Raw genomic sequence first — 23,148 nt, 5'->3', positions numbered from 1 at the left:
GAGAAGAGGAAACAGGAGCGAGGGGCTCCTGTTTCCGATCGTCATCAGCCGGCGCGATCGATCAACCACTGCGCCAACAGCGGCACAGGACGACCGGTCGCAAGACCTTTGCGGCCTTCGTCCCACGCGGTGCCCGCGATATCCAGATGCGCCCAGCGCTGACCTTCGGTGAAGCGCGACAGGAAGCAGCCGGCGGTAATGGCGCCCGCGTTCTTGCCGCCGATATTGGCGATGTCGGCGAAACCGGAATCGAGCTGGGTTTGATAGTCGTCCCACAGCGGCAAACGCCATGCGCGATCGAGCGTGGTTTCGCCGGCACTGAGCAATTCCGCGGCGAGATCGTCGTGCTTGCTCATCAAGCCGCTGGCGTGTTTGCCGAGCGCAATGACGCACGCGCCCGTTAACGTGGCGGCGTCGATCATCGCTTTGGGTTGGAACGTCTGCGCGGTGTAGGTGAGCGCGTCGCACAGAATCAAGCGGCCTTCCGCATCGGTGTTGAGCACTTCGATGGTGATGCCGGACAAGCTGGTGAGCACGTCGCTCGGGCGATAGCTGTTGCCGTCGGGCATGTTCTCCACCGCCGGCACGACGCAGACGAGGTTGATCTTCAAACCCATTTTTACGGCCGCAATAAAGGCGCCGAGCACACCGGCTGCGCCGCCCATGTCGAACTTCATTTCTTCCATGCCCGGGCCGGGCTTGAGGCTGATGCCGCCGGTGTCGAAAGTGATGCCTTTGCCCACCAATGCATACGGTTTTTCGTCCGACGCGCCGCCGATGTATTCGAGCGCAATCAATTTGGGATGGTTGGCCGATCCACGGCCGACCGCGAGCAGCGACCCAAAGCCGAGCTGATCCATTTCCTCGTGATCGAGCACGGTGCAGCTGACTTTTTCGTTGCTTTCCGCGAATTGCACGGCTTGATCGGCGATGTAAGCCGGGTTGCAGATGTTCGGCGGCAGGTTTGCCAATTCGCGCGCGAAACGCACGCCTTCGGCGATGGCGATGGCCTGATCGAGACCGGTGCGCGCCTGTTCGTCGCTCGCGAACGTGATGCTGGTGAGCTCGGGCTGACTGCTCTTTTCACGTGGCTTGAAGGTGGCGGTGTAACGATAGGCGGCGTGATCCGCCGCCAAGGCGGCCGTGCGCAAACGCCATGCGCTATCGCGACCCGGCACCTCGACGTCGGCGAGGAACGAAACAGCGCTGTCGATCGGCAAGCGGGTGAGCGCGCGCGTCGCTTCCATGCACACTTTCTGGAAGCGCGCGGCGTCGAACGATTTTTGCGAACCCAGCCCCACGACGAGCACGCGCTTGGCATGCATGCCTTCCGGCGCGAACAACACTGTGGTGGAGCCAGCCTTACCCGAGATGTCGCCGCTTTCCACTTGGCGCTTGATCGCACCGCCGGCCGCGCTGTCCACGCGCGCGGCGGCGCTGGTCAGTAGACCGTTTTCATAGACGCCGACCACCACGCAGGGGGTTTCGGCAGTTTCAGGGGCGGCGGAGGCGAGGCTGAATTGAAGCGTCATCATAAGTTCCTGCGGGAAGACCGGTCTTCACCAACCGGCTACACTAAGGGTTTGCCTCTCCGGACGGGAGGCATGGAACCCCAAATTCTATCGCATGCTGAGCATCCTAGACCGGTATTTTCTGCGCGAACTGGGCCAAACCATTGGCGCCACAGTGATTGTGTTGCTGGTGATCATGGCCGGCACCACCTTCGCGCACGTGCTCGAGCAGGTGGCCAAGGGCAGCTTTCCGGCCAGCGTGATGTTCCAGGTGCTGGGGCTGAACATGGTCGACACCTTGTCCACCATGTTGCCGTTGGCGGGGTTCCTTGGCGTGTTGCAGACCTTCGGGCGCATGTATCGCGAAAGCGAAATGCACGTGCTGTCGTCGTCGGGCATGGGCATGGCCGGTTTGTTGCGGCCGATGTCGATCATCGCGATCGTGATGGTGGTGTCGGTCAGCGCGGTGGCGATGTGGTTGGGGCCGTTGGCGGCGCGCACGTCCGATAGCCTGGTGCAGGCGGCCAACCGTTCGGTCATCGCCGCCGGTCTGGATGCCGGACGCTTTACCGATCTGCCCGGTAAGGGCGGCATCATTCTGGTGGATACGCTTAGCCGCGATGGTCAAAAGCTCGGCCGCACGTTTATCGCCACCGAACGCACTAACAAGGACGGCAGCCTGGTCATGAAGATGGCCACCGGCCAGCACGGGCATCTGTATTCCAACAGTGACAACAGCAACCGCTATCTGGCTCTGCAGGACGGCTGGCAATACGAAATTCCGCTGGGCGCCAATAACTGGCGCCGCATGGAGTACGAGCGCAACGACAACGCATTGTCGTCGGTGCAATCGGATGACGAAGAAGATCCGATCCACAACCTCAACATGGTCGAGCTGCTGCACAACGTCACGCCCGATGCGCGCGCCGAATTCGCGTGGCGTACGGTGATGCCGCTGATGACCCTGGCATTGTTGATGATGGCGTTGCCGTTGTCGAAGCAAACGCCGCGCGAGCCGCGCTATGGGCGCATGTTGATCGCGGTGCTCGGATTTTTCGTTTACAACAATCTGCTCGCCTTGTGCCGCGGCAAGATCGCTAAAGGCAACTGGCATCACGCCACGCCGATGTGGTTGCTCAGCATCGCTTTGTTTCTGGTCGCTGCGTGGTATTTCCGCAATCAATACGCGGCGCGCAAACCGCGCAAAGCAGGGGCGTAACGATGAGCTTGCGCATCAAACGCGTGGATTGGCTGATCGGCGTTACCGTGTTCGGCTCGCTGTTTCTGGTGTGGATGGTGCTGGTGGGGCTGGACGCGATGATCCAGTTCGTGCGCCAACTCGGTTTTATCGGGCGCAACGGCTATACGCTCAGCAACGCCATTTTCTACATCGTGGTGACGATTCCGCGCCGCATGTACGAGATGTTCAGTTTCTCGGCGTTGATTGGCGGCCTGCTGGGGCTCGGTGGCTTGGCTGCTACCGGCGAGTTGACAGCGCTGCGCGCGGCCGGCATGTCGCGCCTGCGTATCGCTGTGTCGACCGTGGGCGTGGTCGCTGTATTGGCGGCCGGCGTGGTCTTTATGGGCGAAACCGTCGGTCCATGGGGCGATCAACAGGCGCAAGCCTTGCAAATGCGCCTGCGTTCCGGCGGCAGCCTTGGACTGACCAATAGCGGCCTGTGGGCGCGCGACGGCGATCGCATCATCAACGCCAAACACAGCGAAGTGCGCAATACGAGCGATGGGTCCCACGTGCAATTGATGGACGTGCGCGTATTCACCCTGTCGCCCGACGGCCGGCAATTGGTGCGTTTCGATCAGGCCAATACGGCCGAACAGATCGGCAAACAGTGGGTGTTGAACGGTGTACGCACCACCACGGTGGACGACACCGGCGTGCACGACAGCACGTCGGCCAACGAACACTGGGATTCCAAACTCGACCCAGAAGTGCTGCAGCAATCGCAAGTGTTGCCGCAATACCTCGCGATGCGCGATCTGCAGCACATCATCGATTACAAACAAAAGAACGGCGAAAACACGCGGCCTTACGAAATTCCGTTCTGGGGCCGCGTGATGTATCCCTTCAATGTGCTGGTGCTGGTGTTGTGCACCATGCCCTTCGCCTTTGGCGCATTGCGCTCGGGCGGGTTGGGCAAACGCATTTTCATTGGCATGATCATCGCGATCAGCTGGTATTTCGTGCAGAAGGCGATTGTGAGCTTCGGCACGGTGTATGGCGTGCCACCGATCGCTGCGAACGTGTTGCCGGCCATGTTGCTGGCGTTTATTGCGTGGTTCTATTTCCGCAAAAATGCCTGATGCGATGGGCGCGCCGCCGCGTTACGTACTGGACACCAACGTCTGCCTGGATCTGTTCGTTTTCGACGATCCGCAATGCGCTGCTTTGTTGACGGCGGCGCAAGCCGGGGAGATCGAGCTTGTTACGCGTAACGATTGCCGCGCCGAATGGCACGCGGTGCTGTCGTATTCGCAGCTTAAACTGAGTGCTGAGCGGCAGGCGCAAGCGATTGCGCTGTCTGATAAGCACGTACGAAATCTGAGCGTCGCGGACATGATGGAAGCCGGCGACATCGCCTTGCCGCGCTGTCGAGACCGCGACGATCAAAAGTTTCTGGAATTGGCCCTGCAAGCGGGCGCGGTGGCGTTACTGACACGCGACGACGAACTTTTACGACTTGCACGCCGTACGAAGCGCGATGGCTTATTCGCCATTTTGCCGCCTAGCGCATGGCGGGACGCGATTTAGGGCGAAAGACGACTTGCCGTTCGCTCGCATGAGCGGCAAAGTGGAAGACTGTTTCGTCCGTCAACGAGGTATGTCATGGACTGGGTCGATCTACGCAGCGATACGGTGACGCGCCCCACGCGCGCGATGCGCGAGGCGATGCTCGATGCCGAGGTCGGCGACGATGTTTACGGCGAAGATCCCACCGTCAATGCGCTGCAACAGCGACTTGCCGGCGATCTCGGATTCGAAGCGGGCTTGTTCGTGCCATCGGGTACGCAATCCAATCTGCTTGCCTTGATGTCGCATTGCGAGCGCGGCGACGAATACCTCGTCGGCGCCGATGCGCATACGTATAAATTCGAAGGCGGCGGCGCGGCCGTGCTTGGCTCGATTCAGCCGCAGCCGATCGCGCACGATGCCGATGGCACGTTGCCGCTAGACAAGGTCGCCGCGGCAATCAAGCCGATCGATCCGCATTTCGCGCGCACTCGGTTGCTGGCGCTGGAAAACACCTGGCACGGTCGCGTGTTGCCGATGGATTACTTGAGCGCTGCGCATGCTTTTGCGCGCGACCGCAAGCTGGCGTTGCATCTGGATGGCGCGCGTCTTTATAACGCCGCGATCGGCGGCGGCGTGTCGGTGCGCGATATCGCGCGGTATTTCGACAGCGTTTCGATTTGTTTGTCGAAAGGGCTGGGCGCGCCGGTGGGATCGGTGCTCGTCGGTTCCGCAGCGTTGATCGACAAGGCGCGGCGTTGGCGCAAAGTCGCCGGCGGCGGCTGGCGTCAGGCGGGCATGCTTGCGGCGGCGTGTTTGCATGCGTTGGATCATCACGTCGCCCGTTTGGCGGACGATCATGCACGCGCCGTGCAACTGGCGAGTAGCCTGCGCGATATTCCGGGCATCCAGTTGCTCGGCCAGCACACCAACATGGTGTTTATCGACGTGCCAGCGGATCGCTTGCGCGAATTGGATGCGCATCTGCGCGCCGCATCGATTCGCATCAGCATCGGCTATCTGCCGACGCTGCGTTTGGTGACGCATCTGGATATCGACGATGCCGGCATCGAACGCGTCATCACCGCATTCAAGGCCTTTTTCGTCCGTTAAAGCGATTCTCCCCAAAACGGGGAGAACGCATCAGGCGCGCTTGGTCGACACCAGCGCCATATCCGAGCGGCGAATAAAGTCGCGCACTTGCGGATACACCACTTCGCGCCAACGACGTCCGCTGAAAATGCCGTAGTGGCCGGCGCCGTGAATCATGCGGTGCAGGCGGCGCGATTGCGGGATGCCGGTGCACAAGTCGTGCGCCGCTTCCGTCTGGCCGATGCCGGAGATGTCGTCCAACTCGCCTTCAATGGTAAGCAGACTGGTGCGCTTGATCGCCGAAGGATCCACGCGCTCGCCGTTCACGTCCCACACGCCGCGCGGCAGCAGGAATTGCTGGAACACCGTGCTGATCGTGTCGAGGTAATACTCCGCCGGCATATCGAGCACGGCGTTGTATTCGTCGTAGAACTTGCGATGCGCCTGCGCGTCGTCTTCGTCGCCGCGCAACAGGTTGAGATAGAAGTCCCAATGCGACGTCAGATGACGGCCCGGATTCATCGCGATAAATCCGGCGTGCTGCAGAAAGCCCGGATACACCTCGCGCCCATGCCCCGGATAGTTCGGCGGTACGGTGTGGATCACGTTGCCCTTGAACCAGCTCAGCGGTTGTTGAGTGGCGAGGTTGTTGACGCTGGTGGGGCTGCGGCGCGGATCGATCGGGCCGCCCATCATCGTCATGCTGCGTGGCGTGGCTTCGCCGCGGGCGGCCATCAAGGAAATGGCCGCCAGCACCGGCACGGTGGGTTGGCAGACCGAGATCACATGCAGCGATTCGGCGCCGATGTGACGGATAAACGTTTCGATGGTCGCGACGTAGTCGTCCAGATGGAACGCGCCCGCCGACGCGGGAACCATGCGCGCATCCGTCCAATCGGTGATGTACACCTTGTGATCGAGCAGCAGCGTGCGCACGGTGTCGCGCAGTAATGTGGAGTGGTGCCCCGACAACGGCGCCACCACCAGCACCACCGGTTCGGTCTTCATCTTTTCGATGGTTTCCGGATCGTCGCTGAAGCGCTTGAAGCGACGCAGTTGGCAGAACGGCGTCTCCATGTCGATGCGCTCGACGATGGCGATTTGATTGCCTTGCGGGTTGGTGATGCTGTGAATGCCGAACGCGGGTTTTTCGTAATCCTTGCCCAGGCGATGGATCAGCTCATACCCCGCCGCCATGCGTTGCGCGCCCGGGATGTGCGAGAGCGGGCTGCTGGGGTCGGAGAGCATGCGAGCGCTGGCTTCGGCGTAGTGGCTGAGCGGGCCGAGAAAAGCGCGTTGCCATTCGTGGAACTGATAAAGCATGGGGAACTGACCGGCGGTCTAAAGTCATATCATAGCCGGTTAGCGTCTCTGATGTTGCGTTGCGGCAGACCAAAGTTTCTTTGTGGGTCAGATAGTTATGAATTAGGTGAAGTCCGATCGTCTCACGCGCCCCAGTGACGCCAAGTTTTCATCCGATTCGACGCACCTCTGAACCGGCGACGATATCGTGCAGCGTTCGGCGATGACGATCGACCAACGCCACCGCAAACCAGACACACCAGCCGATCGCGACGGCCCAGAGCGCCGTTCGCGGGCCGGAATAAGGCGCTAGCGCCAGGAGCGACAAGGGCAGGGCGGCGACAATCAACCGAAGCAGCGCCTGCTTGGGCGCCAATCGAGCGCCTCCGTTGGATGTCACTCGAATGCGCCACGGCCGCATGCCCAAAGTCTGTCCGCCGCGCAACCACGAAACCAGAAAATACGCAGCCACCATCAGCGCTTGCAATGGCTGATACCACCACGCGATATGCACGTTTGCGCCGGTGGTGATCAGGTTTCCGTGCGTGGCCAGTTGGCAGATCATTCCCACCACCATCACGATGGCGATCACCGCAACCAAGTCATAGAGCAGTGCGAACAAGCGTCGCCACAGCGGGCACATCACATCCTGCGTTGTCGTTTGTGTCATGGATCGCTTGCACCTTGCGCGGTCTATGCCCAGCATCGTGCGCATGAAAGAGAACATCCGTAAAGAGCCCGCGCCCATTTCGGACGCCGACCAACAGGAAATCGCTGCTTTTATCGAGCGTATCTGGTCCGAGGACGGGCTCGCCGAGCGCACGCTCGATGCGTACAAGCAAGACCTCGAAACCCTGGCGCGCTGGCTGGCGACACGCGGCCGTCAGCTGCGCACCGCGCAACGCGAGGATCTATCGGCGTTCCACGGCTCGCAGCCGGTGGCGGTTCGTTCGATGGCGCGCCGCCAATCGGCATTTCGCCGTTATTACGCATCGCTCGCGCGCAACGAGCCGGGGTTCGACGATCCCACCTTGTTGATCGAACGCCCAAAAATGCCGCGCAGCTTGCCCAAAGCCTTGGCGGAGCGCGAGGTGGAAGGCTTGCTGCATGCGCCCGATGTCTCGGCCACGCTCGGCTTGCGCGACCGTGCGATGCTGGAATTGATGTACGCCTCGGGCTTGCGCGTTTCCGAATTGGTCGAATTGCCGCTGGCCGCGTTGAACATGCGCCAAGGCGTGCTGCGCGTCACCGGTAAGGGCGGCAAGGATCGACTGGTGCCGGTCGGCGAGGTGGCGATGGAATACATCCAGACCTACCTGGCCCAGGCGCGCCCCGCGCTCGCCAAAGGTCGACAGCCGGCCGCGCTCTTCTTGAGCAAGCGCGGCGAAGGCATGACGCGGCAGATGTTCTGGACCTTGGTCAAGCGCTACGCCGTCGCCGTGGGCATCAACGCCAAGCGCATTTCACCGCACGTTTTGCGGCATTCCTTCGCCACGCATTTGCTCAATCATGGCGCGGACCTACGCGCTTTGCAGATGCTCTTGGGTCACAGCGCGTTGAGCACCACGCAAATTTATACGCTGGTCGCCAAGGAAGGACTGAAACGCCTGCACGCCCAGCATCATCCGCGCGGTTAGCAGCGTAAGATCGCCTTGTAGGCATGAAGTGATGCTGCGGTGAGCATCGCGCTGACAGCGCGTTGCTGCGGCAGAAATGCGATAATTCGCGCCTTCCCCGTTGATCTCGGCGCAGTCGAAGAGGTTGTGATGTCCAAGAAGTTCTGGCGGATGCTTTGCACTGGTGTGCTGGCGATCCAAGCAGGTGCGGCCATGGCGGCAACGGTCAGCACGCCGCCGCCCGCCGCGACGGCAACCCCTGAAAATGTCGTGCGCCAAACCCTTCAGCGGCTGGTTCCCAAGGCCAAGATCGATCAAATCACGCCCTCGCCGATGCCTGGGTTCTACCAGGTGATTGCGTCGGGCCATTTGATCTACATGAGCGCCGATGGCAAGTACGTCATGGACGGAAGTCTGATCGATGCGAACAACGGCGCAAACCTCAGCGAAAGCGCCTGGGCGACGTTTCGCAAATCGGAGCTCGCGAAAGTGCCGGCGTCGGACCGCATCGTGTTCGCACCCGAGCATCCCAAATACACGGTGACGGTATTCACCGACGTCACGTGTCCGTATTGCCGCGTGCTGCACGACCAGATCAAAGACCTCAACAAAGAGGGTATCGCTGTTGAGTATCTGGCATGGCCGCGTTCGGGCGTGATCGGCGACGACGGCCAACCCACCGCCACGTATAAAGAGATGGTGTCGATCTGGTGTTCGGCCCATCGCAACGATGCGTTTACCGACGCGAAGAAGGGCCACGAACCCAAAGCGGCGACGTGCGACAACCCGGTCAAGAACCAATTCGATCTGGGATTGCGTTTGGGCGTTACCGGCACGCCGGCGGTGTATACCGAAGACGGCACGATGATTGGCGGCTATCTGACGCCCGAGCAGATGCTGCAAGCGGTGCAGGCGCACGCAACCAAGGGAAGTTGATCCATCGATCCGGCTTAGACACGTACCGACAATAGACCCGCGTTTTTGCTTCGCGCGCGAAAGCGGCGAATGGGTCATTGGATTCTCGGGGATGTGTCATGCGGAAATCTCTACGTGCGGCAAGTACATTGCGTGTCTTGCCCTTTCTGATCGGTCTGGCGCTCGCTCAGCCGGTGTATGCGGTATCGGCGACGCCATCGCCGGTTACGCTGCCGAGTCTTTATCACGCTGGCGTTGCGCTCGGCGATTATTGGGTCAGCGAAAAATACGACGGCGTGCGCGGCTATTGGGACGGCGAAGCGCTGCGCACACGCAGCGGCAACGTGATCCACGCGCCCGCGTGGTTCACCGCGAAATTTCCGAAAACGGCGCTGGATGGCGAGTTGTGGGTGGCGCGCGGCGAATTCGAACAAGCCTCGTCTACCGTTCGCCAACAACCTGCCGACGATGAAGCCTGGCGTCACATCCATTACATGGTGTTCGACGCGCCGGGCCAATCCGGTGCGTTCGATCGGCGCATTCCTGCGCTCCAACGTCTGATTGCGCAGATCGATCGCCCCTGGGTGCAGGCCGTAGAACAATTCAAAGTGGCCGACGAAGCCGCGTTACAGCGCAAACTCGACGAGATCGTGCAAGGCGACGGTGAGGGACTGGTGCTGCATCGAGGCGCATCGCTTTATCACGCCGGTCGGAATGACGATCTGCTGAAATTCAAGCCCTTCGACGACGCCGAAGCGCGCGTGGTGGCCTACATGCCCGGCAAAGGCAAATATGAAGGCATGATGGGCGCGCTGCTGGTGGAGCGAACGGACGGTACGCGCTTTCGGATCGGCACGGGCTTTAGCGACGATCAGCGACGTGATCCGCCGCCGGTAGGAAGTACGGTCACTTATCGTTACCAGGGCATGACATCCGGCGGAAAGCCTCGGTTTGCGCGATTTATGCGCATTCGCGACGAGCTTTAGCACGATGGCGAAGGCGCGTCAGCCCAGTCTGGCTGCCCGGTCTCGCCCGGAATAGAAGCGAGCATGGCGTGGCTAAGGTACAATAGCCGACTCCACTGCTTAGCGCCTTTTCCCCCGCAATGATCGCACTCGACGGGCAGAGCGCCCTCTCGCCTTTTCGTCTGGAACGTCTGAATGCCCGTCTGGATGCCCTGCATCGTGGCGCCCGGGTGCAGGCGTGCTGGTTTGTCTATGTCATCGACGCGGCCGCCGAGCCCGAGGGCGAGCAGCGCAAGCACTTGCTTGAGGCGCTGGAAGCCAAAGACAGCAAGCCGGAATCGGCTTCGTTTTGGATCGTGCCGCGTCTGGGCACCATTTCGCCGTGGTCCAGCAAGGCGACGGACATCCTGCACGACTGCGGATTCGATGTACGACGCGTCGAACGCGGCATCGCTTACCAGATAAGCGGCATGCCCGCTGTCAGCGATGCGCGATACAACGATGTGCTCGCGGTCCTGCACGATCCGATGACGCAATCGGTGCTGACGCAACTGGAACAGGCGCAAGGTTTGTTCCTTGCCGGCCAGCCCGGCAACCTCGTGCATATCGCGCTGGGTTTCGATGCGCGCGCTGCGCTGGCCAAGGCCAACAAAGAATTGGGCCTGGCGTTGGCCGACGACGAGATCGATTACCTCGCCGAGCGCTACGCCGAACTCGGTCGCGATCCCACCGACGCCGAACTCTTTATGTTCGCGCAGGCCAATTCCGAGCATTGCCGCCACAAAGTGTTCAACGCCAGTTGGACGGTCGACGGCGAAGCGCAGGAAAAAAGCCTGTTCGGCATGATCAAGAACACGCATCAGCATTCGCCGGCTTACACGCTTTCGGCCTACAAGGACAACGCCGCCGTCGTCGAAGGTCATGCTGGCAAACGTTTCGTGTGCGGTACCGATGGCGTGTGGCGCGATAGCGAAGAACGCATCGAATACGCCATCAAAGTCGAAACGCACAATCACCCCACGGCGATCGCGCCGTGGCCGGGTGCGGCAACGGGCGCGGGCGGTGAAATCCGCGACGAAGGCGCGACTGGTCGCGGCGCCAAACCGAAGGCCGGCTTGACCGGCTTTTCCGTGTCGGATCTGCGCATTCCCGGTCATCCGCAACCGTGGGAAGTGGAACGTCCGCTGCCGCCGCGCATGGCGAGCGCGTTCGAGATCATGCGCGACGGCCCGCTTGGCGCTGCCGCGTTCAATAACGAATTCGGCCGTCCGTGCCTGGGCGGTTATTTCCGCACGTACGAGCACGAAACCGGCGAAGAAGGCGTGCGCCGCGGTTACGACAAACCGATCATGATCGCCGGCGGTCTCGCCAACATCCGAAGCATCGATGTGCAGAAGCAGGAACTACAGCCGGGTCACGCCGTGATCGTGCTTGGCGGTCCTGCGATGTTGATCGGTTTGGGCGGTGGCGCGGCGTCGTCCGTGGCGTCCGGCGCGTCGAGTGCGGAACTGGATTTTGCATCGGTGCAACGCGACAACGCGGAAATGGAGCGTCGCTGCCAGCAAGTGATCGACGCGTGCTGGTTCCTCGGTGTGCGCAATCCCATCGTGAGCATTCACGACGTGGGCGCGGGCGGTTTGTCCAACGCCATTCCCGAGTTGCTCAACGATGCCGGTGTGGGTGGCGACATCGATTTGTCGAAAGTGCCGTGCGACGATCCTTCGCTTTCGCCGATGCAGGTGTGGAGCAACGAGTCGCAGGAACGCTACGTGCTGGGCATCGCCCAGGAAAACCTCGCGGAATTTGAAGCGTTTTGCGTGCGTGAGCGTTGCCCTTACGCGGTGGTCGGTACGGCCACCAAGGAACGCGTGCTGCGCGTCACCGATCCGCGTCGCAATTTGAAGGTCATCGATCTGCCGATGGATGTGCTGTTCGGCAAAGCGCCGCGCATGCATCGCGATGCCAAGCGCATCAAGCCGCGCATCGATCTGATTCCGGATCTCAGCGGTATCGGCATGAACGAAGCGCTGATGCGCGTGCTGCGTTTGCCGACCGTCGGCAGCAAGAGCTTTCTTATCACCATCGGCGATCGCACCGTGGGCGGTTTGTGCGCGCGCGATCCGATGGTCGGTCCGTGGCAGGTGCCGGTGGCCGATTGCGCGGTGACCTTGCTGGATTTCGAAGGTTACAAAGGCGAAGCGATGGCGATGGCCGAACGCGCGCCGGTCGCTTTGCTCAACAGCGCGGACGCGGCGCGTCTTGCGGTCGGCGAAGCGATCACCAATCTGGCCGCCGCGCCGATCGACTCGTTGGGTGAAGTGCGTCTGTCCGCCAACTGGATGGCAGCCGTGAATCATCCCGGTGAAGACGCGGCGCTGTTCGACGCCGTGAAAGCCGTCGGCATGGAGCTGTGCCCGGAGCTGGATATTTCCATTCCGGTCGGCAAAGACTCGCTCTCCATGCAGACCGTGTGGCAAGACGGCGACACGCCGCAGCGCACGATCGCTCCCGTGTCGCTGGTGATCACCGGCTTTGCGCGCGTCAGCGATGTACGTCGCACGTTGACGCCGCAGCTGCGATTGGATCGCGGCGATTCCGATCTGTGGTTGATCGACCTCGGCGCAGGACGTTGCCGCTTGGGCGGTTCCGCACTCACGCAAGTCTTCAATCGGGGCGGCGGCGTGCCGCCGGATCTGGAAGACGCCAAGCGCCTCAAAGCGCTGTTCGATCTGGTGCAGGAAGCCAATCGCAACGGTTTGGTATTGGCGTACCACGACCGTTCCGACGGCGGCGCGATCGTCACGTTGTTGGAGATGGCGTTCGCCGGCCATTGCGGCTTGGAAATTACGCTGGACGGTTGGGGCGAATCCGCACTGCGCGCGCTTTTCAACGAAGAGCTGGGCGCAGTATTGCAGGTCGCCGCCGCGAATCGCGAAGCATTCGAGGCGCTGCTGATCAAGCACGGTCTGGCCGGCGTCAGCAGCCGCATTGGACGTCCGAAAGAAAAGCTCGGTATCAAGCTATTCCATAACGGCGATACGTTGTTCAAATGGAACTGGACGCAGTTGTTCAACGCGTGGAACGAAACCAGTCACGCGATGCAGCGCTTGCGCGACAACCCGGTCACCGCCGATCAAGAGATGCATTGGCGCGTCGACGACGCCGATGCGGGCATCAGTCCCAAGCTTACGTTCGATCCGGCGGATGACATCGCGAAGCCGTACGCAAAGGCGGCCGACCGTCCGCGCGTGGCGATTCTGCGCGAGCAGGGCGTGAACGGTCAGGTCGAGATGGCGGCTGCGTTTACGCGCGCCGGCTTCGAGGCGGTGGACGTGCATATGTCCGATCTCGTCAGCGGTCGCGTCAAGCTCAGCGACTTCCGCGGCTTCGCCGCGTGCGGCGGGTTCTCCTACGGCGACGTGCTCGGCGCGGGTCGCGGTTGGGCCGCGTCGATTCTTTACAACGATCAATTGCGCGCGCAATTCACGGCCTTCTTTGCCGACTCCAGCAAGTTCGCGTTGGGCGTGTGCAACGGTTGCCAGATGTTGAGCCAGCTCAAGGACATCATTCCCGGCGCGCAACATTGGCCGAAGTTCCTGCGCAATGCGTCCGAACAATACGAAGCGCGCCTGGCGACGCTCGAAGTGCTCGATTCGCCCAGCATCTTCTTCAAGGGTATGACCGGATCGCGCATTCCGGTTGCCGTCGCGCACGGCGAAGGGCGCGTGAGTTTTCCGCAAGCGTGCAGCCCGTCCAAGTCGAACGGCGCGGTGCGTTTCGTGGATAACCGCGGCAAGCCCACCGAAAATTATCCGCTCAATCCGAACGGATCGCCGGGCGGTCTGGCTGGGTTCACGGCCGCCGACGGACGCGTCACGATTCTCATGCCGCATCCGGAACGCGTCTTCCGCAGCGTGCAGATGAGTTGGCATCCGGATTCCTGGGGCGAGGATTCGCCGTGGATGCGCATGTTCCGCAACGCCAGGGTGTGGTGCGGCTGACATCAGCCGAACCCTTACGCCGATGGCCGGCTTGGCTGCTGGCCATCGCTTGGATGGTTTTGCTTGCATGTGTGCCGTGGTGGATCGGGCTGCCGTTGCTGCTCGGCGTCGCGGCGATACAAGCTGCGCAACTGCCGCGACTGCAACGCTTTAGAGGCCCGCTGCGGCGGGCATTGCGCTGGGGGCTGGCAGGATTGCTGATTGCGAGCTATCTCGCATTCGATCGTCCCGCATTGGGCGCTACGTTAACGTTGCTCGGGGCCCTGGTCGGGTTTTCGTTGCTGGTGTGGCTGGAGTCTTGGCAGGACCACAAACCGCAGCGCGATGTCGCCGTCGCTGCAGCGGCGCCAGAATGGAGTGAGATGGCGCTGGCGCATGTTGGGCCTTCGGACACATTGATTGAATTGGCGCCGCCCCAATGGATGACTGTGGATAGTGCATCAACGAATATCGCTTGCCGCATCGCGATGACAGCCGAGCATCGTTGTTGCATTGAAGCAACGGTGCACATCGATAACATCGAGCCGCAGGTTGCCGTGGCGCCCGGGGAACAATGGGTCGCGTTGCCGATGACGGCGCAACGCGGTTTGGTGCTGTACGATCGCGCACACGACAAGCTTTATCGATTGCGCGGTTGGCGACTTTACGGCTGGCATGCGAGCGAGGCATGGTTAAGCCGCAGCGAAGAACAACCGCCCTTGGCGCTGTCGCACGTGCTCGGCCAGGATCAGATCGACGTATCGTGATGTAAAGCGTTTGTTTCTGAAGTTGTCCACATCAAGCAGAGCATTCGTTGCAATCTTTGTCGCTCGCTAAGACATCAATCAACACAGAATCCGTCATCATCCAGTCATGCCAGATCTTGATCACGCACCACTGCAGCTCAGCGTTATCATCGTCTCCGCCGACAGCGGTGAGAGTTTGCGCGACTGTGTCAAAAGCGTGCTGGCGTGCACGGTGCCGCTCGAACTGTTGCTGATCGACAACGCATCGTCCGACGGTATTCCACAGGCCATCGCGCGTGCGCGTGAGAGCGATCATCGTTTCATGCTGATCGACAACCACGCCAATCTCGGCTTCGGGCCGGCCGTCAACCGCGCGGCGGCGAAGGCGCGTGGCGAAAACCTGCTGATCCTTAATCCCGATTGCGTGATCGAGGAGTCGGCCCTGCAACGATTGCTGGACGTGTTGGCGACGGAAAAGAAAGCGGGTCTCGTCGGTGCGGTCGTGTGCGATGCGAAAGGCGTGCCCGATCCGGCGTCGTTCCGGCACGATCCCGTGATGGGTCGCGCGCTCGCCACATTGTTCAAGCGCAGCGGCGGGGTGAACATCCATGCGATGCCCGATCATGTGGTCGACGCCGAAGCCGTGTCCGGCGCGGTGATGGCGATGCCGCGTCGCGTCTTCGAATGGTTGTACGGCTTCGACGAAAAATATTTCCTGCATTGCGAAGATCTGGATCTGTGCCGCCGCGCGCGCGACGCAGGCTGGCGCGTGCTGTTGGCGGGCGATGTTCGCGTCTTGCACGGCAAGGGCGGATCGAGTCGGCATCGCCCGGTATTCGTGAGTTATCACAAGCACCGTGGTATGTGGCGCTGGTTCCGCAAGTTCGATCCTGCTGCACAGAAATTTTTCGTGCGTGCGATCGTGTGGCTAGGAATTTGGGTTCACTTTCTGTTGATGATTCCGGGGCAGTGGATGCGGATGGCGCGGCGATGAGCGCCGCTTCGCGGGTGAGCTTGCTGGCAACCTTGGGTTTGCTGGTGATGACGGCGGTGTGGGGTTCCACCTTTGTGTTGATCAAAGGTGTGGTGAACCGGATGCCGGTGGCGGACTTTCTGGCGGTGCGCTTTATCGTTGCCGCCGTCGCCATGTTTCTGCTGTTTCATCGACATGTGGCGCGACTTGAACGACGGCAGTTGTGGCGCGGCATGGTGCTCGGCGCAATCTATGGCGTCGGACAATTGCTGCAGACCTGGGGGCTATCCTTGATATCGCCCAGCGTCAGCGGGTTCGTGACGGGGATGTATGTGGTGTTTACGCCGATACTCGCCACGATCTTGCTGCGCCAGCGCACTCCGGCCATCGTATGGCTCGCCGTCGGTATGGCGACATTAGGTTTGGCGCTGTTGTCGCTCAACGGATTTTCGGTCGATGCCGGCGTGTGGCTCACGTTGGTTTCGGCGTTGCTTTACGGTTTGCACATCGTGGCGCTGGGACAGTGGTCGCGCGCCGATGAAGCGTTTGGTCTTTCGGCTGTGCAGATGGCCGTTATTGCATTTGTTTGCTTGCTTGCGACGGTCCCGCACGGCGGTCCCACCTTGCCGCCCGATCGCGATGCGTGGATTGCCGTGTTGTACATGGCGTTGATCGCAGGCGCCGGCGCGATGCTGATGCAAACGTGGGCGCAGGCGCATCTGCCTGCCTCGCGCGCCGCCATCGTGATGACTACGGAACCGGTTTTTGCCGCCGCATTCGCCGTGGCGTTCGGCAGCGACGTATTGACCTGGCGCATGCTGTGCGGCGGCGGTTTGGTGCTGGCTGCGATGTATCTGGTGGAACTGATGCCGCGTCGCGCGGATAAAAACAAACTACCTGCTGAGGCCGTGCATCACGAGGTGTGATGCGTCCCGCATCACGGCGACTTGCGCCCGTGCGGTTGCATCGCGATGCGCACCAGATACACCACGATCACGATATTTCCGATCAGCGCGCCCAGTTTCAGCCAGTTGAATTTGTGGAACACCTCGTAGATTTCCACCGGAATCAGCGAGCCCGTGGCGATCACGGTGAACCATTCCGCCCAATGCTTGCGCAGCCACAAACCGATGCCTTCGGTTGCGAAGATCGCCGCATAGCCCAGCGCCACGATGCCGATGGCCATGAATTTGCTGGGCCCCATGTCTTCGAGCAATCCGACCAGACGCCAGCGCATGCCGCCGCTGTCTTGCAGCGACAGATGTTCCAGCACATACACCAGATGATCGAAGTTCTGTTCCTTGTGCAGACCGAACGCGACGATGGCCACAAAGATCAGGCACAGCGTTTTGATCACCTCGTAGATGGCGATCACGCGCAGGCCGAGGCTGTGTCGTGCCTCGATCTCGGAAACGGGCTTGGTCATGTTAGGTGCGAAGGGCGATAGCTGAGGTGGATGAGTGAAGTCTAACCGCGGCTTGGCGCTTGCCGCCATGTGGATGATGGTTTGGGCGCCAAACGGGTGCGCACGTTAAGGCTTGCGTCCATGCGGCTGCATCGCAATGCGAATCAGATAGATCACGATCACGACGTTGGCGACGAACGCCCCCAATTTCAGCCACGTGAACTTGTGAAACATCTCGTAGGCTTCCACCGGAATCAAAGAGCCGGTGGCGACGACCGTGAACCATTCCGCCCAATGCTTGCGCAGCCAGAGGCCCGTGCCTTCCGTTGCAAAGATTGCGGCATAGGCCAGCGCCACGGCGCCGACCGCATTGAACTTTCGCGGCCCGAATTTTTCCAGCCATCCGACCAGGCGCCAGCGAATACCGATGCTGTCTTGCAACGGCAAATGCTCCACCATTCGCACCAGATGATCGAAGTTCTGTTCGTGATGCAGATGGAACGCGACCACGGCCACAAAAATCAGGCACGCCGATTTGATCGCCTTGTACACCGCGATGACGCGCAAGCCGAAACTGTGTTGTGCCTCGATGGCGGAAATGGGCTTGGTCATGTGAGACGCCCTGCGTGATTTGCTCGGGTAAAGGGAAACGTTTCACTGGCACGTATATACAACAAGGCCATGTCTTCATATGGACATGGCCTTGGGATTCCAACGTGACGAACGACAGGGGTCAGCAGCAACGCCCGCCCGTTCCCTTGTAGCGCGCCGTTTGCCGCTCGCGGAAGAATTCGGCATAGGTGGGAATCTTGCGCTCCGGGTGATGCGAGCGCAGATGGGCCACGTAGACGTCGTAATCCGGCACGCCGCAGCTTAGGCGGGCGGTCTGCACCAATCGATGCCACAGTTTGGAGAGTGTCATGGTTATGAACTCCTGCTCGCCATGCTGGCCAGCGCGACACGTGGCGCTTCGTGCGCCGTCGGCAGTCGGCTGCGCCATGCTTTCACCATCGCGTAGATGCTGAAACCGAGCATGGTCAATACCAGCAGCACAAACACGGCGGTAAGCGTCGCGTCCACGCTGTTGTTGGTGATGATGCGTTGCATCTCGCCTGCGTTTTTAGCCGGCGCCAGCAATTTTCCAGCTTGCATCGCGTCCGCGTATTTCTGCGAGGCCGCCGTGAAACTGATCGGGCCGACCAGCTTTTCGATACCGGCGGTTACCGTGCACACCACCAGCCACACGGCGGGAATGCCCGGCACCCACGCGTAGCGTTCACGTTTCAATTTGATGGTGACCACGGTAGCGAGCATCAGCGCAATCGCCGCCAACATTTGATTGGCGATGCCGAACAACGGCCACAAGGTGTTGATGCCGCCCAGCGGATCGACCGCGCCTTGATAGAGGAAGTAACCCCACAAAGCGACGCAGATCGTCGTGGCGAGCACGTTGCCGATCCACGATTCGGTGCTCTTCAGCGGTTCGTGCACCAGTCCGGCGATCTCCTGGATCATGAAGCGCCCCACGCGCGTGCCGGCGTCGACAGTGGTGAGAATAAACAGCGCTTCGAACAAGATCGCGTAGTGATACCAAAACGCCACCATGCCCTCGCCGGGAAGGATGTTGTGCAGCAGTTGCGCCATGCCCACCGCCAGCGTGGGCGCGCCGCCCGCGCGACTCAAGATGCTGGTTTCGCCGATATCATGCGCGGTGCGTGTCAGATCGTCGGGCGTCACGACGAAACCCCACTGACTGATCACCGTGGCGGCGTGTTCCGCCGTCGTGCCGATCACGGCCGCCGGCGAATTCATCGCGAAATACACGCCAGGATGCAGCGAGGCCGCAGCGATCAACGCCATGATCGCGACGAAGGCTTCCATCAACATGCCGCCGTAACCGACCATGCGCGCTTCGCGTTCGTTCGACAGCAATTTAGGCGTGGTGCCGGACGCGATGATCGAATGCCAACCCGACACCGCGCCACAAGCGATGGTGATGAACAGGAATGGGAACAATTGGCCTTGGAATACAGGGCCTGTGCCGTCGATAAAGCGCGACACCGCCGGCATCTGCAATTGCGGCGCAGCGAACAAAATCGCAATAGCCAGCAACAAAATCGTGCCGATCTTGAGGAAGGTCGACAAATAATCGCGCGGCGCCAACAACAACCACACCGGCAACACCGATGCGATGTAACCGTAAACGATCAGCAGCCAGGCGAGCTGCGCGGCATTGAAATCGAACAGCGTCGCGAGCGACGGCGTCGTCGCCACATGCGCGCCGTAGGCAATGGAGGAAAGCAGCAACACGAGGCCGATGATCGACACTTCCAAAATGCGGCCAGGACGCAACCAACGCAGGTACACGCCCATCAACAGCGCAATGGGAATCGTGCAAGCCACCGAGAACGTGCCCCAGGGGCTATGCGTCAAGGCTTTCACCACCACCAGCGCCAGCACCGCCAGCACGATCATCATCAACGCAAGCAGGCCGAACATGGCGACCACGCCGGCCAACGGACCGAGTTCTTCGCGCAGCATATGACCGAGCGAACGGGCATCGCGGCGAACCGACAAGCCCAGCACCATGAAATCTTGCACCGCACCACCAAGCACCACGCCGAACAAAATCCACAGGGTGCCTGGGAGATAACCCATCTGCGCCGCTAACACGGGCCCGACCAAGGGGCCTGCACCGGCGATTGCCGCGAAGTGGTGTCCAAAGACCACCCATTTGTCGGTCGGTACGTAATCCAGCCCGTCATTACGCAGCACCGAGGGAGGCGCCCGGTCGGGGTCCATCTGCAGCACGCGGTGTTCGATGAACTTGCCGTAGAAACGGTAGCCGATCAGAAAAATCGCGGCGGCGGCGGCCACCAGCCAGATGGCGTTGATCGGTTCGCCTCGCCGCAGCGCAATGACTGCCAGGCAGGCTGCGCCGATGATGGCGATGACGCCCCAAACGATCTTGCCAAGCATGCCGGTCGGCCTTGTTGCAGTGGTTTCCATGGAAGCTCTCCAAGTCAAAGACTTCATGTCACCCGCGCAAAGACTTCCGTCCTGCAGCACCGCGTCGCTGCGGCAAACAGTACCGTTCGATCCGTGCGGGCCGCTGACTGCGCCTAGGGTCGTCCTGTCGGGGTTGCCGGTCAATAGCTCGCCGCACAGTTTGCGAAAGCGGAGTAAAAACCATGGCCGCAAACTACGCCATCGGAAATACGCTTGCCGGAAGCGCTTCCATGCCCGCTGCAAGCTGTCCGCTTTGTGCGATTGATCGTTGCAGCCAACCTTTCATTCGCATCATTGAGTACAAAGCGCGAAGCGATCGAACGCTGATTATTGCAACGCCATAGCGGTGGAAAAACGCAAGCGCATTTCAGATGGGACGCTTGCTGGAACTTGCGCCGAATCCGTGGCAGATTGATGCGCGACCCGCACTTTTGTTCGTCGAACGGTTGCGGAAGGCTTGGATTCACGCCTTGGCATCCACACTAAAGACTTAAGCACTGCTGCGTGAGGTTGACATGATTCGCGAGATTCTGAAGATGGGCGACCCGCGTCTGCTTCGTGTCGCCCCACCCGTGCCTGAAACGATGATCGGCAGCGCCGAACTCGATGCGCTGATCGCCGATATGTTCGAAACCATGCACGATGCCGGCGGCGTCGGACTTGCCGCGCCGCAAATCGGCGTCGATCTGCAACTGGTGATCTTCGGCTTCGACAGCTCCGAGCGCTATCCGGACGCACCACCGGTGCCGCAAACCATCTTGCTCAATCCAGTGATCACGCCGTTGTCACAAGATATGGAAGAAGGCTGGGAAGGGTGCCTTTCCGTGCCCGGGCTGCGCGGCGCGGTCAATCGCTATTCGCTGATTCGCTACGAAGGCATCGATCCCAAAGGCGAACGTATCGATCGCAACGCGGAAGGCTTTCATGCACGTGTCGTGCAACACGAATGCGATCATTTGATCGGCCGTCTGTATCCGTCGCGCATCACCGATTTCACCAAGTTCGGGTTTACCGATGTGTTGTTTCCGGGGCAGAATTTGATCGACGATTGAGCGCCACAAGGAGCGCGATATGTCCGGTAGGGGGATCGGATGGCTGGTGTTACCAGCGTGTTTGGCATTGATGATGGCTGTCGCAAACGTAGCGTTCGCCGACGTTCATGACGATCCTGCTTCCGTTCGCGATCGCGCAACATTTGGCCTAGCCTATGCCGACATCGCAAATCGACTGTATCCGCAATTGCATTTTCGCTTCGTTGCGGCCGATTTTTCAGTGACGTTCGAAGGCGGCGGTCACAGTCCACATGTGACCTATCTCGACAACGCCTATCTGGCGTACCGCGCCGACCCGAAGGACGAGGAAGCAATCATTTCTCATTATGTTTCGGCCATCGTCGACGTGTACAAGTTCGAGAATAGGTCGATCACGGAGAATGACTGGACTTCGGTGCTTCCGGCCGTCAAAGGGAAAAATTGGATCGATACGTCCAATCGCATGACCGCCAACGCACGCAAACCCAGCGTGGTATTGACGCGTCAGCTGACCGACGGTCTCTATGAGGTGTATGTCATCGACACGCCGGAAGCGATGGAATTCGTCAGCGTGTCGACGCTGGCAGATATGAAGCTGTCGCGGGATCAGATTCACGACTTGGCTGTGCGCAATCTTTCGTTGCTGCTCCCCAATATGCAGATTGAGAGAGAGGGCGATCTCTTTGCAGTTCACCTTGATACGAACTACGAAGCCAGCCTGATTCTGATTTTCGACCGTTGGAAAAATCGCCTAAATCTGCATGGCGATCCTGTGATTGCGATTCCGTCGAGAAGTGAGCTACTTGTCGCCGATGGTTCCAGCAATGCTGCGATCGAGCATTTGCGTGCGAAGGCGTTTGAGGATTGCCAGCACGCCAGCTACCCCATTACGCCACGGCTATTTCGCTTGCATGCGGGCAGCCTCATGGCATTGAACTAGATCGCTATAAGCCCGAAACCGTCAGGCCGGCTGTGGATGCAGCAGAAACCAGCCGAGAAAAACGACACCTGCGATGACGCAGTACGTACCGAATGTGGCAAGTCGCCCACGCCCTTCGAAATAACGCATCAGGAAGTGCAGGCTGAGCCACGCCGCGATCGCCGTCAGCAAGCCGCCCAGCAATGCGTTGCCGAGTTGATCGGGCGCCTTGAAGAGCTTGGGGATCTCCAGCAGGCCCGCTGCAAGAATGATCGGCGTGCCGAGAAGAAAGGAAAATTCGGCGGCTTTTTCTTTGTCGAGCCCCGTGGCGGAACCGGCGATCATCGTAAGACCGCTACGCGAGAAGCCGGGAATCAGCGCGCCAATCTGCGCCAAGCCGACCAGAAACGCCTGGCGAAAGCTGAGTTTCTCGGGGGCCTTGTGCGTGCGTGTACGCTCGATGCGATCGCCGAGCCACAGCAACAAACCGTTTGCGATCAGCGCCGCTGCGACGATGCGTAAATCTTTGAAGACCAGCTCCAGTCGCTTCTCCAACAACAAGCCAACGATGCACGCGGGGATCGTGCCGATGATCAGGGCCCACATCATGTGGCCATCGTCGTTGCGGCGTCCGCCTAACGATGCAAAGAAACCACCGACCAGTGCGATCCATCGATGTCGGAAATAGCCTAGCAGCGCCAACGCCGTGCCCAGATGCAAGGCGACGAGAAAAGGAATGAGCTGCGGTGCGTGTTTATCGATATGGACGCCGAACAGCGCCGGAACCAGCAAGGTATGCCCCAGGCTGCTGACCGGGAAAAGTTCGGTGACGCCCTGTAATACGCTCAAAAACAACAAGAACCACAAATTCACGCAAGCATCCTTTATCGGGTAGTCAACGATGTCCGGTGCAGTCCCTGCTGCACGAGCGGCCG

General features: G+C 60.6%; 21 protein-coding genes. 13 read left to right on the top strand and 8 right to left on the bottom strand.

Annotation, left to right across the window (positions count from 1 at the left end):
• Positions 1-44 precede the first annotated feature (44 nt).
• Positions 45-1,532, bottom strand: a complete 1,488-nt coding sequence (locus tag L0U79_RS17455) for a leucyl aminopeptidase (RefSeq protein WP_233843500.1) — start codon at positions 1,530-1,532, stop codon at positions 45-47.
• A gap of 94 nt (positions 1,533-1,626) precedes the next feature.
• Between L0U79_RS17455 and lptF the strand changes: the two genes are divergently transcribed.
• From lptF to ltaE, 4 genes are all read left to right on the top strand, one after another.
• On the top strand, positions 1,627-2,730 hold the full coding sequence (gene lptF / locus L0U79_RS17450; RefSeq protein ID WP_233843499.1) for an LPS export ABC transporter permease LptF: 1,104 nt from the start codon (positions 1,627-1,629) through the stop codon (positions 2,728-2,730).
• Positions 2,731-2,732: 2 nt separating this feature from the next.
• Positions 2,733-3,833 carry an LPS export ABC transporter permease LptG gene (lptG, locus tag L0U79_RS17445; protein WP_233843498.1) on the top strand — a complete coding sequence of 367 codons (1,101 nt, stop codon included), beginning with the start codon at positions 2,733-2,735 and terminating at the stop codon, positions 3,831-3,833.
• A complete protein-coding gene (locus tag L0U79_RS17440) occupies positions 3,826-4,281 on the top strand; it encodes a putative toxin-antitoxin system toxin component, PIN family (protein WP_233843497.1) in 456 nt (151 codons plus the stop codon). Before lptG ends, L0U79_RS17440 begins: the two co-directional genes overlap by 8 nt.
• A 75-nt stretch (positions 4,282-4,356) precedes the next feature.
• Positions 4,357-5,373 (top strand): low-specificity L-threonine aldolase, encoded by a 1,017-nt coding sequence (ltaE, locus tag L0U79_RS17435; protein WP_233843496.1) that lies wholly within the window; start codon positions 4,357-4,359, stop codon positions 5,371-5,373.
• A gap of 30 nt (positions 5,374-5,403) precedes the next feature.
• On the opposite strand, the gene phaZ is transcribed toward ltaE, so the two are convergent.
• Both phaZ and L0U79_RS17425 read right to left on the bottom strand, forming a co-directional pair.
• Positions 5,404-6,675, bottom strand: a complete 1,272-nt coding sequence (gene phaZ, locus L0U79_RS17430; RefSeq protein WP_233843495.1) for a polyhydroxyalkanoate depolymerase — start codon at positions 6,673-6,675, stop codon at positions 5,404-5,406.
• Positions 6,676-6,823: 148 nt separating this feature from the next.
• Positions 6,824-7,324 (bottom strand): RDD family protein, encoded by a 501-nt coding sequence (locus L0U79_RS17425; protein WP_233843494.1) that lies wholly within the window; start codon positions 7,322-7,324, stop codon positions 6,824-6,826.
• Positions 7,325-7,367: 43 nt separating this feature from the next.
• On the opposite strand from L0U79_RS17425, the gene xerD reads away from it, so the two are divergent.
• From xerD to L0U79_RS17390, 7 genes are all read left to right on the top strand, one after another.
• A complete protein-coding gene (xerD, locus tag L0U79_RS17420) occupies positions 7,368-8,291 on the top strand; it encodes a site-specific tyrosine recombinase XerD (protein ID WP_233843493.1) in 924 nt (307 codons plus the stop codon).
• Between the two features lie 129 nt (positions 8,292-8,420).
• The gene (locus tag L0U79_RS17415; RefSeq protein ID WP_233843492.1) at positions 8,421-9,206 is read left to right on the top strand and encodes a thioredoxin fold domain-containing protein; all 786 of its coding nucleotides are present in this window, start codon (positions 8,421-8,423) and stop codon (positions 9,204-9,206) included.
• 98 nt (positions 9,207-9,304) lie between these two features.
• Positions 9,305-10,171, top strand: a complete 867-nt coding sequence (locus tag L0U79_RS17410) for a DNA ligase (protein ID WP_233843491.1) — start codon at positions 9,305-9,307, stop codon at positions 10,169-10,171.
• Between the two features lie 119 nt (positions 10,172-10,290).
• Positions 10,291-14,151, top strand: a complete 3,861-nt coding sequence (gene purL / locus L0U79_RS17405; protein WP_233843490.1) for a phosphoribosylformylglycinamidine synthase — start codon at positions 10,291-10,293, stop codon at positions 14,149-14,151.
• Positions 14,109-14,897 (top strand): hypothetical protein, encoded by a 789-nt coding sequence (locus L0U79_RS17400; RefSeq protein WP_233843489.1) that lies wholly within the window; start codon positions 14,109-14,111, stop codon positions 14,895-14,897. The genes purL and L0U79_RS17400 overlap by 43 nt, the downstream gene beginning before the upstream one ends.
• A 106-nt stretch (positions 14,898-15,003) precedes the next feature.
• A complete protein-coding gene (locus L0U79_RS17395; RefSeq protein WP_233843488.1) occupies positions 15,004-15,870 on the top strand; it encodes a glycosyltransferase family 2 protein in 867 nt (288 codons plus the stop codon).
• Positions 15,867-16,775 (top strand): DMT family transporter, encoded by a 909-nt coding sequence (locus tag L0U79_RS17390; protein ID WP_233843487.1) that lies wholly within the window; start codon positions 15,867-15,869, stop codon positions 16,773-16,775. The genes L0U79_RS17395 and L0U79_RS17390 overlap by 4 nt, the downstream gene beginning before the upstream one ends.
• Before the next feature lie 11 nt (positions 16,776-16,786).
• Here the strand turns inward: L0U79_RS17390 and L0U79_RS17385 are convergent, their stop codons facing one another.
• The 4 genes from L0U79_RS17385 to L0U79_RS17370 form a co-directional block, all read right to left on the bottom strand.
• On the bottom strand, positions 16,787-17,275 hold the full coding sequence (locus L0U79_RS17385) for a DUF2127 domain-containing protein (protein ID WP_233843486.1): 489 nt from the start codon (positions 17,273-17,275) through the stop codon (positions 16,787-16,789).
• Positions 17,276-17,380: 105 nt separating this feature from the next.
• Complete coding sequence (locus tag L0U79_RS17380; protein ID WP_233843485.1) at positions 17,381-17,866, bottom strand: DUF2127 domain-containing protein; 486 nt, start codon at positions 17,864-17,866, stop codon at positions 17,381-17,383.
• Positions 17,867-17,987: 121 nt separating this feature from the next.
• Positions 17,988-18,176, bottom strand: a complete 189-nt coding sequence (locus tag L0U79_RS17375; protein ID WP_233843484.1) for a YbdD/YjiX family protein — start codon at positions 18,174-18,176, stop codon at positions 17,988-17,990.
• Between the two features lie 2 nt (positions 18,177-18,178).
• Complete coding sequence (locus tag L0U79_RS17370; RefSeq protein ID WP_233843483.1) at positions 18,179-20,263, bottom strand: carbon starvation CstA family protein; 2,085 nt, start codon at positions 20,261-20,263, stop codon at positions 18,179-18,181.
• 515 nt (positions 20,264-20,778) lie between these two features.
• Here L0U79_RS17370 and def point away from each other — a divergent pair.
• Together def and L0U79_RS17360 are read left to right on the top strand one after the other, a co-directional pair.
• A complete protein-coding gene (gene def / locus L0U79_RS17365) occupies positions 20,779-21,315 on the top strand; it encodes a peptide deformylase (protein ID WP_233843482.1) in 537 nt (178 codons plus the stop codon).
• Between the two features lie 19 nt (positions 21,316-21,334).
• Positions 21,335-22,234 carry a DUF1444 family protein gene (locus L0U79_RS17360; RefSeq protein WP_233843481.1) on the top strand — a complete coding sequence of 300 codons (900 nt, stop codon included), beginning with the start codon at positions 21,335-21,337 and terminating at the stop codon, positions 22,232-22,234.
• A 21-nt stretch (positions 22,235-22,255) separates the two neighbouring features.
• Here L0U79_RS17360 and L0U79_RS17355 read toward each other — a convergent pair whose 3' ends face one another.
• The gene (locus tag L0U79_RS17355; RefSeq protein WP_233843480.1) at positions 22,256-23,086 is read right to left on the bottom strand and encodes an undecaprenyl-diphosphate phosphatase; all 831 of its coding nucleotides are present in this window, start codon (positions 23,084-23,086) and stop codon (positions 22,256-22,258) included.
• Positions 23,087-23,148: the final 62 nt, after the last annotated feature.

The sequence above is a fragment of the Dyella sp. 2HG41-7 genome, assembly GCF_021390675.1.
Taxonomy (GTDB): domain Bacteria; phylum Pseudomonadota; class Gammaproteobacteria; order Xanthomonadales; family Rhodanobacteraceae; genus Dyella_B.
This window is presented reverse-complemented; position numbering and strand designations above follow the sequence as displayed.